This window comes from Pseudomonas sp. FW305-E2 (assembly GCF_058782925.1).
This window is the reverse complement of record NZ_JBYSYE010000004.1, coordinates 1-14,440: the sequence shown is the minus strand read 5'-3', so window position 1 is coordinate 14,440 and position 14,440 is coordinate 1. Positions and strand designations below refer to the sequence as shown.

Here is a 14,440-nt window from a genome sequence, read left to right as displayed (position 1 = left end):
CCAGGTTACCTCCAAAGACAAATAGCGACGGGGCGATCATGCTTCAACGCACTTGACAGCAAAAGTCAGCAGCTGTCAGATCAACTGACAGGAGGCTGCCATGAACTTTTCCAGCGACAACATCCAGCTGTTTCTGGCCGTGCTCGACCACGGTTCGTTTTCTTCCGCTGCGCGTGCCCTCAAGCGCGTGCCTTCAGCCGTGAGCATGGCCATTGGCAACCTTGAAGCAGAACTTGGCTACAGCCTGTTCGAACGTGGCCCGCGTGAAGTTCGGCCAACCGCACAGGCCTTGGCCCTGGAGCCACACGCCAGGCTGATTGCCGAACAACTGGGGCTGCTGCAGGTTCATGCCCTGGAGTTGTCCCAAGGGCTGGAGAGCAGCCTGACCCTGGCGGTGGTACCCGACATCGATCACCGCCCGCTGCTGGCGGCCATCGCCAACCTCGGTGAGCGCCACCCCTTGCTGGACATTGCCCTGCTCAGCGCCCCGCAGGAAGAAGCCCTGCACTTGCTGGACAGCGGTCGTGCCGACCTCTGCATAGCCTTTGCCGGCCTGCAGGTCGATGCCCGTCGCGGCTTCCAGCACATCGGCATGGAGTCGCTGGTAGCCATCCTGTCGCCGGCCCACCCGGCCTTGCGTGAGGGGCGTATACACTACCTTGAGGACCTGACCCAGGTGCGTCAGATTCTGGTGCGCAGCCGCGATCTGCCTCTGGCTGACCCTCGCCCGCTGATCGGCGCCACACACTGGTCCACCGACAGCTTCGACCTGGCGCTGCAGATGGTTGAAGCTGGCTTGGGCTGGGGTGATCTGCCGTTGTCGCGGGTCGCGCCGCTGCTGGCCAGCGGGCGCCTGGTGCGCCTGGAGTTCCGCAATACACACAACGCGCTGCAACTGCCCGTGCATATCCTGTGGCGCAAACAACAGCCGCTGCAGCAAGCCGCACGCCTGCTGATCGAGCAGTTGGCTGACCCGTGACTGCCGTCCGTCGAAACGCCTGTAAGAAATTTCTCTAAGCACTTCAATCTTTTACCCCTCGAGCCGATATCTCGGTCGACAGGCCCCGCATCGCGTCATGAGCGCGCTGCGCCCTCCCCTCATTGGCTCAAGGTCTCGAAACATGAACCTGAAATTTCGCCACAAGATCCTGCTCAGCGCCTGCGGCGTCGTGGTCCTGGCATTTGCCCTGTTCACGCTCTACAACGACTACCTGCAACGCAATACCATCCGCCAGAATATCGAAGCCTCGGTGCAGCAGTCCGGTGCACTGACCGCCAGCAGTGTGCAGAACTGGATGAGCGGGCGCATTCTGGTGCTGGAGAACCTGGCCCAGGACATCGGTCAGCAAGGCGCCGGCGACACCTTGGCAGGGCTGATCGAGCAGCCGTCCTACACGCGTAATTTCCTGTTCACCTACCTGGGCCAGGCCAACGGCGAATTCACCCAGCGCCCGGATGCCCAGATGCCCGCCGGTTACGACCCGCGCCAGCGCCCTTGGTATGGCGCCGCCGCCAACGCCGGGCAGACCGTGCTGACCGCCCCGTACCAGGGGGCAGTCGGTGGCCTGATGGTGACCATCGCCACGCCGGTGAAGAGCAAGCGCAATGGCGAACTGATCGGTGTGGTCGGCGGTGACGTTACCCTCGACACACTCGTCGAGATCATCAACTCGGTCGACTTCGGCGGCATCGGTCACGCCTTCCTGGCCGACGCCAATGGCCAGGTGATCGTCAGCCCGAACAAAGACCAAGTGATGAAGAACCTCAAGGACATCTACCCAGGCAGCAACCTGCGGGTTGCCGCCGGCATGCAGGATGTCACCCTCAACGGCCAGGACCGCATCATCTCGTTCGCCCCGGTGGCCGGCCTGCCTTCGGCGCAGTGGTACATCGGGCTGTCGATCGACAGGGACAAGGCCTATGCCGCGCTCAGCCAGTTCCGCACCTCGGCGATCATTGCCATGCTGATTGCCGTGGCCGCCATCGCCGGCCTGCTCGGCCTGCTGATTCCGGTGCTGATGAGCCCGCTGACCACCATGGGCCGCGCCATGCGCGACATCGCCGAAGGTGAAGGTGACCTTACCCGCCGCCTGGCCGTGCAGAACAAGGACGAGTTCGGCGAACTGGCTACCTCGTTCAACCGCTTTGTCGAGCGTATCCATGCCTCGATCAGCGAAGTGTCCTCGGCCACCCGCCTGGTGCATGATCTTTCGGAAAAAGTGGTCAGTGCGTCCAATGCGTCGATCAGCGGTTCTGAAGAACAGAGCATGCGCACCAACAGCGTCGCTGCCGCCATCAACGAACTGGGCGCCGCCACCCAGGAAATCGCTCGCAACGCCGCAGATGCTTCGCAACATGCCAGCGGTGCCAGCGAACAGGCGCACGGTGGCCGTGAAGTGGTTGAAGAAGCCATCAGCGCCATGACTGCCCTGTCGCAACGGATCAGCGAGTCGTGCGCGCAGATCGAAACGCTCAACGCCAGCACCGACGAAATCGGCAAGATCCTCGACGTGATCAAGGGCATTTCTCAGCAGACCAACCTGCTGGCACTGAACGCCGCCATCGAAGCGGCCCGTGCCGGTGAAGCCGGCCGTGGCTTTGCCGTGGTGGCCGACGAGGTGCGCAACCTGGCGCACCGTACTCAGGAGTCGGCGGAAGAAATCCACCGCATGATCACCAGCCTGCAGGTGGGCTCGCGCGAAGCGGTGCACACCATGAACACCAGCCAAGTTTCCAGCGAACAGACCGTGCAGGTGGCCAACCAGGCCGGCGAACGCCTGGCCAGCGTGACCCAGCGCATTGGCGAAATCGATGGCATGAACCAGTCGGTGGCGACAGCGACCGAAGAACAGACTGCCGTGGTCGAGAGCCTCAACCTGGACATCACCCAGATCAACGCCCTGAACCAGCAAGGGGTGGAGAACCTCAACGAGACCCTGCGTCATTGCGACCAGCTGGCCCAGCAGGCTGGGCGTTTGAAGCAGTTGGTAGGCAGCTTCAGGATCTGATGGCCTTGGGGGCGCTTCGCCCCCTTGCGCAACGCAAGGCCGCTTCCACAGGTGTTACGCGGTTGCCGTGGAAGCGACCTTGTGCCGCGATCGGGTTGTCATGCAGCCCGTTACGCCACCGCCGCTTCAACAGCCTTGCCCCGCCGCACCCAGGCCAGCAGCACCGCCGCCATCAGCACAAAGCCCAGGTAGCCAAACAACGGGTACACTTCGCCCACCAGGCTGATGAACCCCACCAGGCTGCAGCCGAACGCCACCACCCCGGTCACCACCGAGCCCCAGCGGAACTTCGTCGTGCCGGCCGGTAACAGCCGCGAGAGGAAGGAAAACAGCGTGCCCACCGCGGTGTTGACGATCATGCCGAAGATGATCAGGCACATCACCAGCCCCAGCAGTGGTGACACTTCGTTGGCAATCGACAGCATGGGCATCGGCTGGTCGGCCACACTGTCCAGGCGCGACAGCAGCCCGGCACTCATCACCAGCATCAGGCCGCCTAGCGCTGCACCACCGAGCAGGCCTCCCCACACCGCGGCTTTCTCGCCCTTGGCCGAACCGCCCAGAATGGCCAGGATCGGCGCACCCGCGACGATGTTATACGACACATACAAGAACGCCCCCAGCAGCCAATGGCGGGTGCCAGCCTGTTGCTGGCTGGCCACCTGATCGAGCGCAGCAAAGCTCTGCTCGCGGGTGATCACGGCATACAGCGCTATTGCCGAAGCCACCAGGATCAGCAAGGGTGTGATGGCGCCAATTGCAAGTATCATCTTGCGCACGTCCAGGCACACGATACCGACTACCACCAGCGTCACCAGCACGCTGCCGGTCAGGGCCGGGATGCCGAACTGCTGCTCCAGCAAGGCACCACCACCGGCCAGCATGACCACGGTGACGGCGAACATGAAAAAGGTGATCAACCAGTCGACGAACATGCCCAGGTGACGGCCGCAGATGGCCAGGATCACATCCTTGTGCGAGGTGGCCTGCTGGCGATTGCCCAGCCCCGCCAACGCCATGCCGAGGAAGGTGAACAAGGCGGCGCTGACCAACGCGCCAGCCAACCCCCACACGCCGAAATCGACAAAGAACAACAACAGTTCCCGCCCTGAAGCGAACCCCGCCCCCACGATCACGCCGACAAATGCGCCGGCAATCTTCAGCTGCTCTTGCATGTGAACCTCTGGATTTATTGTTGTTTTGTCATCGCCGTCGCATACCGGTTGTAGGGGCGGCCTTGCAGCCCATCGCGACACAAGGCCGCCTCTACACGGGCTCTTTGCCCGGTCAGGCGTCGCCGACGAACGCCTGCACTTCGATCTCCACATCCACGCCCAGGGCCAACGCCGAAGCCACGGTGGAACGCACCGGTAGCGCCGCGCCAAAGAACGCCTTGTACACCTCGTTGAAGCCGGCGAAATGGCGCATGTCCGACAGCCAGACCGTGGCCTTCACCACCTGGTCGAGACGCGCGCCACAGGCCTCCAGGCTTTCGGCGATGCGCTCGCAGGCAGCACGGGTCTGGGTCTGGATATCACCGCGCACCACTTCGCCGCCAGCGCTCATCGGCACCTGCCCGGAGAGGAACAGAAAGCCACCGGCCTTTACGGCGCGGGAAAACGGGAACGGCAAGCTGCTGGGGAAACGTTGAATGTCATTGCTCATGGGATGCTCCTTTCAGGGTTGCTGGAAACGGGCCGGGGACAGGCGCTCGGGCGCCACGCCCTGGCTGACAAGGTCGGGACACACGGGCTGGCCCATCAGCAAGTCGGCGGCCAGGCGCGAGGCGCCCGCTGCCGACTGGATGCCATAGCCACCCTGGGCCGCCAGCCAGAAAAACGCGGGTGCATGCGCATCGAAGCCGATCACCAGGTCGCCGTCGGCAACGAACGAACGCAGCCCGGCCCAGGTGTGGCTAGGGCGGCGGATCGCCAAGGTGGTCATGGCTTCAATGTTGTAAATACCCAAGGCCACGTCGAACTCCTCGGGCGCGGCATCCTGTGGCTCAACCGGGTCGGCATTGGCTGGAGACCCCAACAGTTGGCCGGCATCAGGCTTGAAGTAGAAGCTTTCATCGACGCCAATCACTGCAGGCCAGCGGGCAAAGTTTTGTTCTGCCGGGCCGGGGAAGGTGAATGCGCTACGTCGGCACGGTTGCAAGCCGATGCGCGCCACCCCGCACTGCTCGGCCACACGGTCCGCCCAGGCACCTGCAGCATTGACCAGACATCGGGCCTGCAGACGGCTGCCATCAGCCAACTCCACCTGCCACACGCCGTCCAGGTACCAGGCCTGGATCAGCTCGGCGTTGCAGCGCAGTTCACCGCCGGCGGTGCGATAACCACGCAAGAAGCCTTGGTGCAAGGCATGTACATCAAGGTCCATCGCACCTGGCTCAAGCACCGCGCCGGCCAGGGTTTCGCCACGCAGGCTGGGTATCAGTGCCAAGGCCGCGTCCCGGTCCAGCAGGCTGACCTCTGTGCCATTGGCCAGGTTCTGCGCGTAAGTTTGCTCAAGCAGTTCACGCTGCTCCAGGCTGGCCACATACAGACAGCCTCGCGGCTCCAGCAGCGGGTGCTCGCAGAAGCCCTGCGGTGGCGCTTCGTAGAAGGCTCGGCTGGCGCGGGTCAGTGCCTGGATCTGTGGGGTGCCGTAAGCCTCCATGAACATGGCCGCCGAACGCCCGGTGGAATGGTAGCCAGGCTGCGATTCACGCTCGACCAGCAGCACACGCTGCTGGCCGGCCAGGCGGTAGCCCAGCGAGGCGCCGGCGATGCCAGCACCGATGATCAGGGTGTCGTAGGTCGGGGTCATGCACGCTCCTGCCAGGCAAATTATCATTTATGAGAATTCTAATATATGAGAATTTAGAAATGCGCAAGGGTCCAAGGTAAGATGCCCGACCAACGCCGCATGCCGAGATCCCTGAATGCCTTCAGCTCTACCCCAGCTTGACCGTGCAGTAGTGGGCCAGCGCCTGCGCCAGGTGCGCAAGGCGCGCCAGATGACCCTCAAGCAATTGTCCGAAGCCAGTGGCGTACCGCTGTCCACGTTGTCGAAGATGGAACTGGCGCAGGTGTCGGTCAGCTATGAAAAACTGGCCGCTGCTGCGCGGGCGCTGAATGTCGATATTGCCCAGCTGTTCCGCGCCAGCGGCACGGTCAGCACCCCGGTGCCGGTGACCGTGGTGGTTGACTCACTGCCCGCAGCGGCGGGTTATTCGACCGGCACCTACGACTATTATCCGATTGCCGGGGATTTCCCCGCACGACGCATGACACCGGCTTATGCCCGCATCATTGCCCGGGAACGCGGCCAGTTCGACGATTTTATTCGCCACCCCGGGCAAGAGTTCGCGCTGGTGCTGAGCGGGCGCGTGCGCATCGAGTTCGAGACCGGCGAAGCGGTCAGCATCGGGCCGCAGGAGACGGCGTATTTCGACAGTCAGGTGGGGCACATCTACCTGTCGGAAAGTGATGACGGTGGTGATGCCCATGTCATGGTGGTGATGACTGATCGTTGATCGGTCGCGCCCGCCCAAGGCAAACCCGGTTATAACCTAATAACGAACAAGTCTATTTGGCTATAAAAAAATCTATATGCTGACTGGCATCCGATAACGGGCAAAGTTGGGCAGTCGAGTAGCGTATGGATGTAGGTTCTTTCGGTTTCACCATTGCTGGCCTGGTCGTGGGCTTCATCGTCGGTATGACCGGCGTCGGTGGCGGCTCGCTGATGACCCCGATCCTGTTGTGGTTTGGTATCCACCCGGCGACCGCTGTCGGTACCGACCTGCTGTATGCAGCGATCACCAAAGCCAGTGGCGTCTGGGTGCACGCGCGCAACAAGAACATCGACTGGAAGATCACCGGCCTGCTCAGCCTGGGCAGCGTGCCCGCTGCGGCGCTGACCCTGTGGTTCCTCAGCACCCTGCACACCGATACCTCGGCGCTCAACGCCATCATCAAGCAAGGCCTGGCGGTGGTGCTGATCCTGACCGCGCTGGCCATCCTGTTCAAATCGCGCCTGCAGGCCTTCGCCAGCCGCCATGCCGGTGATCACTACCACCTCAGCGACCGTAGCCTGAACACCCTCACGGTGCTGACCGGCGTGGTGCTTGGAATAATGGTCACCCTCACCTCCATCGGTGCTGGCGCCCTGGGTACAGTGGCGCTGTTCCTGCTGTACCCGTTCCTGGTCACCCGTCGCCTGGTCGGTACCGAAATTGCCCACGCCGTGCCACTGACCTTGGTAGCAGGCCTGGGCCACGCGGGCATGGGCAACATGGATTGGTCGCTGCTGGGCTACCTGCTGCTGGGCTCGCTGCCAGGCATCTATCTGGGTAGCCACCTCACCGGGCGAATCTCCGACCGCGTGCTGCGCCCTTGCCTGGCAACGATGCTGCTGCTGATCGGTTACAAGCTGGCGTTCTGAGCCTTAGCCTAGGCGCAACCGCCACTGCCCGGTAAAGCTCAGTTCCAGGCGTGACAGCGGCAGCACGTCGATTCGCTGCCCGGCACTCATCGGACACCCAAGCACCTGTACCAGCATGGCGCGTATGACCATCGGGTGGGTCACGGCCAGCCAGTCACCCGGCCTGTCAAAGGCCGCCAGCCAAGCGGCCAGGCGCTGGCATAGCGCAGCGAACGACTCGCCACCATGCACGGCACTGGCCGGATCCCGCAGCCATTCTGCCAACGCCAGCGGTTGCTCGGCTTGTAGCTGCTTCAACGACACACCCTGCCAACGCCCAAGGTCGCAATCGGCCAAGCCCGGCTCGACCTGTACCGCCCCCGTTAACCACGCCGCCGTCTCGCAGGCCCGCCGCTCTGGCGCACTCAGCAGTTGCACGCCTGATCGGTCGGCGTCTGCCTGTCGGGCTAGCGGCAGGATGCCATCATCCGTATGGTGCAGGCGCCCGTTCTTCTGGGCCTGGGTCAGGGCATGGCAAATCAGGGTCAGGCGGATGGCTTTCACCAGGCATTTCTCGCAGCGGGCTGGGGTGCATGGTTTAGCACGCTGCGAGACGTTTGGCTGCAACAATGTCGCCGGCCATTCGCGATCCGGTTGACTTGCGATTGGGCCGCAGAGCGGCCCTTTGGATCAGAAGTTGATATTCAGCGCAGCAAACACCGCCCTGCCCGGCTGGTTATACGTGTTTGCCCCCGAGCTGCTGGCGTTGCCGCCGCGCAGGATCTGCTTGTCGAAGACGTTGTTCACGCCCACCCGCACGTCGTAGTTGGCATTGAACTTGTACCCGGCGCTCACGTCCACCAGGCCATAGGCCTCGACGTCCTGCTGGGCGGCCTTGTCGTAGTCCTGCTGGGTGCGGTAGTTGTAGGTCGGCGATTTTTGCTTGCCAAAGTAAGTACCCGCTACCTGGAATGACAGCTGCTCGGTCGCGCGCCAGTCGAGGCTGGTGTTGACGGTGTATTCCGGGATCACCGACAGCGGCTCGCCCGTTTCGCGATCATCGTTGTCGAGCATCCAGGTCAGGTTGGTGTTCCAGTCCAGGGTCGGGGCCAACTCGATGAAGAAGTTGCCTTCGATACCTTCCACCCGTGCCTTGCCGGCGTTGTCCCACTGAGTCACACGGCTGCCGGTACCCATGGTGTAAAGTACATCGGTATCACCGATGATCTTGTTCTTGTAGTCGTTGCGGAAGTAGGTGGCACTGGTGCGCCAGGTACCCCGGTCGTACAGCAGGCCGATTTCCTTGTTGACGCTGATCTCGGGCTTGAGGTCGGCGTTGCCCTGCAGGTAGCAGCCGCCATTGTTGGTCTGTTGCACGCTGCAGCCATTACCGCGGCTGTACAGCAGGTAGTTGGGGTTGGACTGGTACAGGTTCGGAACCTTGTAGGCACGGGCGATACCACCTTTTACCGACAGCGCTTCGGTGAGCTTGTGCGACAGGTTCAGGCTGGGGCTGAAGTTGTCACCGAAGGTTTCGTGGTGGTCAAAACGCAGGCCCGGCGTAAGGGTGGTGTCGCCAACGATGATGTTGTCTTCGACAAACAGCGCATAGCTGCGTGCGGTCATCTTCGAGCTGCTGCGATCGAAGCCGACAAGGCCGTCATTGTGGGTGGGGTCGGAGCTTTGCGGGCGCAACGAACCTTGGTCGTTGAGGGTTTCGTACAGGTACTCGCCACCCAAGGTAAGCACATGTTCTGTGCTGCCCATGGCGAACGGCAGGTTCACCTCACTGCTCAGGCGTGTGTTACGCAAACGGGACATGGCCCCACCTTCGTCGCTTGGGGCACCTTCGGTGCGGCCAGCCAAGCCCTCGTTAAGGCGCCAGTTGCGTACGTATTCGTAGGCCAGTGTGGTCTTGCTGGTACCCCAGGTGAAATCACCGAGGTGGGTCAGGTCATAAGTACTGCGCTGCATCACGTTGGTTTCGTGGCCGTAGAGGCTGGAGACGAAGTCGACGTCTCCGCCGCCATTGCTGTTCATGGTGTCGCCGGCAAAAATGTTGCCCTGACGGCTGTAGCCGGCACTGGCTTCCAGGCGGTGCTCGTCGTTCAGTTTCCAGCTGAGCAGGCCGTTGATGTCCTTGTTGCGAACGCCTTCTCGCCCCGCAACCAGGGCGCTGGTGGCATGCCCGGCGTTGATGTCCAGATCGTCGGCGTCAGTCTTGGCCAGGCCACCGTACAGGCGCAAACCCAGGTTATCGGTCAGGCCGCCACCGAGGTTGAAGTTGGCTCGCCGGCTGGCGCCTTCTGCGCTGTCTTCGGGCAGTTGCGTGTACAGGCTGACGCTGCCTTTCAGCTCGTCGGAAGGACGCTTGGTGATGATATTGACCACCCCGCCCATGGCGCCGGAGCCGTAGCGTGCGGCGGCCGGGCCACGCAGGATCTCGATGCGCTCGACCGCTTCGGCCGGCACCCAATTGGTTTCACCCCGAGTATCACGGTCACCGTTCCAGCCATAGCGCACAGCGTTGCGCGCGCTGGATGGCTTGCCGTCGATGAGGATCAACGTGTTCTCCGGGCCCATGCCGCGCAGGTCGATCTGCCGGTTGTTTCCGCGTGCGCCACTGGCACTGTTGCCGGTCAGGTTAACCCCGGGCTCGCGGCGGATGATGTCGGACAGGTCATTGGCCGGTGGGTGGCGCTTGATGTCCTCGGCCGTGATGATCGACGTGCCCAGGGCCTGTCGCGCCTCGCGCTCGGCGGTGATCAGGGTGTCCTGGATCACCAGCGCGTTGTCGGCGACGGGCGCTTCCACTACCTCACCCGCACGCAGCTCCTCAGACTCTGCCGCAGTCGCCAGCATGGACGGCGACGCCAGCGCGACGAACGCCAGGGCCAGGCTGTTGGATGAAGTTCTGCACTGCATGGGTACATCTCCTGCGATTCATGAGCGAAAAGGCACATCCCTGTCGGAAACCGGGAGCCCTCGCCCACCGGCCCCGCACTCAGTTTGGCGGCCAACAGGGGTGGTAAATATAGAGAGTCGTAAATGCGAGTAAATCTTATTTACGAAGTTTACATGTTTGTAACTGGACTTTGCTGAACCATGATCTTTGGCACAGCGAGGCTCGCGAGCCTCGCTGTGGGAGCAACGGTCTTGCTCAACATTTGATAAGCCTTCGCGCTCGCCTGTAGGAGCGGGTTTACCCGCGAACACCAGCGAAGGCACCCTATGACGGAATGACCACCCTGCATTCATGGACAGTTCAGTCATGTCCGCAGGCTGTTGCTGCCATCCACCTATCCGATTTGCATCCTGTGCGCAGGCATCTACAGTTTCGACGTACAACGCTGCGGAGCGCCCAGATGCGTGGCGATGACAACAGCTGCGCAAGCACTGCCAAAAGCCTGCCGAAGATGCCCCGCAGCATCTGGGCGCTGGGCTTCGTGTCGATGTTGATGGACATTTCCTCGGAGATGATCCACGCCCTACTGCCTCTGTACATGGTCAGTGTGCTCGGCGCTTCGGTGATCGCGGTGGGGTTCATCGAAGGAATCGCCGAGTCGACCGCATCGTTCACCAAGGTGTTCTCTGGCGCCCTCAGCGACCGACTGGGTAAACGCAAGCTGCTGACAGTGATCGGCTATGGCCTGAGTGCGCTGATGAAGCCGGTATTTCCCATGGCCTCCGGACTTGAGTGGCTGACTGCGGCACGCTTCGTCGACCGTGTCGGTAAAGGCATTCGGGGGGCACCCCGCGATGCGCTGGTGGCCGATGTTACGCCGGTCGAGCTGCGCGGCGCGGCGTTCGGCCTGCGTCAGGCGCTCGATACCGTGGGCGCTATCCTCGGGCCATTGCTGGCGATCGTGTTGATGTGGCTGACAGCGAGCCATTTCCAGACCGTGTTCTGGGTAGCTATTATCCCGGCGTTCGTGGCGGTGTATATCCTAGTTGCCTTCGTTCACGAACCTGAGACCTCAGCTATGGGGCGTCCGGTACGCTCACCGTTGGCACTGCACGCGCTGCGTCGCCTGGGGCCGGTCTATTGGCGCCTGATCGGTCTGGCCACGTTGTTCACCTTCGCCCGTTTCAGCGAGGCGTTCTTGCTGCTGCGGGCTCAGAACATAGGCCTGACTCCGCTGTGGGCGCCGGCGGTACTGGTATTGATGGCGATGGCCTACTCACTGTCGGCCTACCCTGCCGGCGTGTTGTCGGACCGAGTGGGGCGCCGTGGCGTGCTGATGGCCGGGCTAGGCCTGCTGATCACTGCCGACCTGCTGCTGGCCCTTTTGCCAGGATGGGCCGGGCTTGCCTTTGGGGTAACGGCCTGGGGCCTGCACCTGGGCTTCAGCCAAGGCATCTTCTCTGCCATGATTGCCGACAGCGCCCCCGCCAACTTGCGCGGTACCGCCTTCGGCCTGTTCAACCTGCTGACCGGTGCGGCACTGCTGATAGCCAGCGTGGTAGCCGGATTGCTGTGGGAGAGTGCGGGGTTCCAGGCAACCTTCCTGGTTGGTGCAGGGTTTGCCGTCACCACCCTTGCAGGGCTGACGCTGCTGCGCTGAACCTGGCTAGCCTGGCGGTTCACGGCTGCAGCGCACGCAGGTTGAACAGTTCCATCCTGTAACCCGAACGCTCCCGCCGCAGGGGTCGAACGCCTAGCCACGGAGCACGGCCTGCCGGTGCAGGCGTTCGAGTGGTTCGGGTCACCAAGGATGTCGGCAATGCACGCAGTGAAGGGGCCAAGCTGATCGCGATGCTGGATGGCGATCTCCCCCTCAAGCCGAACTAGGCCAGCGCAGCCTCCTGCTCCAGCAACGACCAACCGCCATGCCCATCCACCTCAAGCCGGTGAGTATGGAACGCTGCCAGCGTGCTGCGGTGGCCGACACTGACCAGCAATGCACTCGGCATTTCCGAACGCAACAACGCATACAGGGCATGCTCGAGCCCCTCATCCATCGCCGAGGTGGACTCGTCGAGAAACACCACCTCAGGCCGGTTGAACAGCACCCGGGCGAACGCCAGACGCTGCTGCTCGCCCACCGAGAGGATGTGTGACCAGTCACAGCTGACGTCCAGACGCTCGGCCAGGTGGGCCAGGTTGACCTGGCGCAGTGCCTGCTGCATGAGCAACTCATCCTTGGAATTACTGGCTGCCGGGTAGGCAATGACGGTACGCAAGTCACCCAGCGGCAGGTACGGGCGTTGCGACAGGAACAGTGCCTGATGCCCCGTTGGCCGCCTGACCTTGCCTTCGGCATACGGCCAAAGGCCCGCCAGGGCACGCAGCAGCGTGGTTTTACCACTGCCCGATGGCCCTTTGATCAACAACGCCTGACCGGCGTGCAGGCTCAGGTCCAGGTCGGCGATAAGGGCATGTCCGTCCGGGCGCAGTACCTGTAATCCCGCAATCTGCAGCGCATGCGCCTGGTCTTCGGTCGTGACGCGCGGCAACGCACTTGCCTGCTGGTAGGCATCGAGAAAGCCGGTGAGACGGTCAAGGGTCGCGCGGTACTGCGCGAACGCATCGTACGACTCACGGAAGAACGACAAAGAATCCTGCACCTGCCCAAAGGCCTGGGAAGTTTGCATGACGTCGCCCAGCTTGATCGCCCCACTGAAGAAGCGCGGCGCCTGAAGAATGAACGGAAACACAACGGCCACCTGACTGACACCCAAGTTGAAGCCACTGAACTTCAAGTTCCGGTACACCAATGCCCAGGCATTCACAATCAAGGCAGCAAAACGGCCGAGCAACGTGCCCCGCTCGACTTGCGAACCTTGGTAGAAGGCAATGTTCTCGGCGTTCTCACGCAGACGCATCAATGCGTAACGGAAGTTGGCGGTAAGTTTCTCGTTGAGGAAGTTAAGCCGGATCAACGGGCGCCCAAGACGGAAGGCGACCCAAGTGGCGACGATGACATACAGGTAAACGGCAAATACCATCGCCCGAGGGATCTCTACGCCGGCCACCGTCAACGGTGCCGACAACCCCCAGAGGATGCCGGTGAACGCCACCAGCGAAACCAGCGCACTGACTGCGCCCAGGGCAAGGGTGACCGAGTTGGTGACGAAAGCGTTAACGTCCAGTTCGATACGTTGGTCAGGGTTGTCCACTGGCTCGGCAAGGAACTGGCCACGGTAATAGGCATCGCCCTGCATCCAGTCGTGGGTCAGGCGCTCGGTCAGCCAGACCCGCCACTTGATACTGAATGCCTGGCTGACATAGAAGGTGAACAGCGAGCGCAGCACATGGATGGTGGCCAGCACCCCGAAGACGCCGAGCAGGTACCAGAACGCCGCTTGGTCAAGGCCCTGCAAGGCGCTGTAGAAGCCGTTGTACCAAAACGAAAACAGCACGTTCAGGCGAACCGAAAACAGCGTCAGGACCAGCAGCAGGGCAAACACCAGCAACGGCCGCCAACTGCGCCTGAAACTGAAATAGGGCCCGGCAAGCTGCCAGAACTGGCTGCCCCAGCGTGTACAACTTACGGCCAGAGTTGCGGCTGCGGTGAAGCTGACAAGGGTGATGAACGAGGCGATTGCCAGCCAGCTTAGGCTCTCTTGCAGGGCCTGATGCCAGTTCATTTCCATGGTAAGTATCCGTGCTGAGTATTTCCGCGAGCGTAGCATTACGCTGTCATTCGTCAGGTATAAATGACGCACATTTCATGATTTGTAGGAGCGGGTTTACCCGCGAAAGAGCCGGCCCTGCTGGCCAATCTCCACCCGCCGTTCACCGTTGCCGCCGCCACGGTATTCGCGGGTAAACCCGCTCCTACACAGATTGGTGGTGGACACACATCGGGGGGTGGACACAGGCCATTGTAGGAGCGGGTTTACCCGCGAACACCGGCGAGCCGGTGCCATCTCCGCTCCACAGGGATTCAAGCAAGCCCAGTTTTTTTGCCCACAAAGACAAAACCCCTACCTGCATGCGCAGATAGGGGTTTTGCGAAATGAATCTTGACGATGACCTACTCTCACATGGGGAAACCCCACACTACCATCGGCGA

At 62.2% G+C, this 14,440-nt stretch carries 11 protein-coding genes and 1 pseudogene; 6 read left to right on the top strand and 6 right to left on the bottom strand.

The window, feature by feature from the left end:
* The first annotated feature begins 100 nt into the window (after positions 1-100).
* The 3 genes and pseudogenes from AC3WLP_RS05205 (at position 101) to AC3WLP_RS05195 (ending at position 3,008) form a co-directional block, all read left to right on the top strand.
* Entirely contained in the window at positions 101-979 is an 879-nt protein-coding gene (locus AC3WLP_RS05205) for a LysR family transcriptional regulator (RefSeq protein ID WP_014753854.1), read from the top strand.
* Between the two features lie 97 nt (positions 980-1,076).
* Positions 1,077-2,153: pseudogene (mcpA, locus tag AC3WLP_RS05200) on the top strand (methyl-accepting chemotaxis protein McpA); the annotation flags it as partial.
* Between the two features lie 114 nt (positions 2,154-2,267).
* Positions 2,268-3,008: a methyl-accepting chemotaxis protein gene (locus tag AC3WLP_RS05195; protein ID WP_370290711.1), complete on the top strand. Its 741-nt coding sequence runs from the start codon at positions 2,268-2,270 to the stop codon at positions 3,006-3,008.
* A 110-nt stretch (positions 3,009-3,118) separates the two neighbouring features.
* Here the strand turns inward: AC3WLP_RS05195 and AC3WLP_RS05190 are convergent, their stop codons facing one another.
* The 3 genes from AC3WLP_RS05190 to AC3WLP_RS05180 all read right to left on the bottom strand — a co-directional run bounded on the left by AC3WLP_RS05190 (position 3,119) and on the right by AC3WLP_RS05180 (position 5,822).
* On the bottom strand, positions 3,119-4,183 hold the full coding sequence (locus AC3WLP_RS05190) for a YkvI family membrane protein (protein WP_088512916.1): 1,065 nt from the start codon (positions 4,181-4,183) through the stop codon (positions 3,119-3,121).
* Positions 4,184-4,295: 112 nt separating this feature from the next.
* Positions 4,296-4,673: a RidA family protein gene (locus tag AC3WLP_RS05185; protein ID WP_003250199.1), complete on the bottom strand. Its 378-nt coding sequence runs from the start codon at positions 4,671-4,673 to the stop codon at positions 4,296-4,298.
* Positions 4,674-4,685: 12 nt separating this feature from the next.
* Positions 4,686-5,822 (bottom strand): NAD(P)/FAD-dependent oxidoreductase, encoded by a 1,137-nt coding sequence (locus AC3WLP_RS05180; protein WP_019752059.1) that lies wholly within the window; start codon positions 5,820-5,822, stop codon positions 4,686-4,688.
* A gap of 115 nt (positions 5,823-5,937) precedes the next feature.
* Between AC3WLP_RS05180 and AC3WLP_RS05175 the strand changes: the two genes are divergently transcribed.
* Positions 5,938-6,531 (top strand): helix-turn-helix domain-containing protein, encoded by a 594-nt coding sequence (locus AC3WLP_RS05175; protein WP_047604082.1) that lies wholly within the window; start codon positions 5,938-5,940, stop codon positions 6,529-6,531.
* A 125-nt stretch (positions 6,532-6,656) separates the two neighbouring features.
* Entirely contained in the window at positions 6,657-7,442 is a 786-nt protein-coding gene (locus AC3WLP_RS05170; protein WP_003250191.1) for a sulfite exporter TauE/SafE family protein, read from the top strand.
* Positions 7,443-7,445: 3 nt separating this feature from the next.
* On the opposite strand, the gene AC3WLP_RS05165 is transcribed toward AC3WLP_RS05170, so the two are convergent.
* Positions 7,446-7,985 (bottom strand): histidine phosphatase family protein, encoded by a 540-nt coding sequence (locus AC3WLP_RS05165; RefSeq protein ID WP_088512917.1) that lies wholly within the window; start codon positions 7,983-7,985, stop codon positions 7,446-7,448.
* A 126-nt stretch (positions 7,986-8,111) separates the two neighbouring features.
* Positions 8,112-10,346 (bottom strand): TonB-dependent siderophore receptor, encoded by a 2,235-nt coding sequence (locus AC3WLP_RS05160; RefSeq protein WP_088512918.1) that lies wholly within the window; start codon positions 10,344-10,346, stop codon positions 8,112-8,114.
* Positions 10,347-10,786: 440 nt separating this feature from the next.
* On the opposite strand from AC3WLP_RS05160, the gene AC3WLP_RS05155 reads away from it, so the two are divergent.
* On the top strand, positions 10,787-11,986 hold the full coding sequence (locus AC3WLP_RS05155; RefSeq protein ID WP_088512919.1) for an MFS transporter: 1,200 nt from the start codon (positions 10,787-10,789) through the stop codon (positions 11,984-11,986).
* A 223-nt stretch (positions 11,987-12,209) separates the two neighbouring features.
* Here the strand turns inward: AC3WLP_RS05155 and AC3WLP_RS05150 are convergent, their stop codons facing one another.
* Positions 12,210-14,018: an ABC transporter ATP-binding protein/permease gene (locus tag AC3WLP_RS05150; RefSeq protein ID WP_088512920.1), complete on the bottom strand. Its 1,809-nt coding sequence runs from the start codon at positions 14,016-14,018 to the stop codon at positions 12,210-12,212.
* Positions 14,019-14,440: the final 422 nt, after the last annotated feature.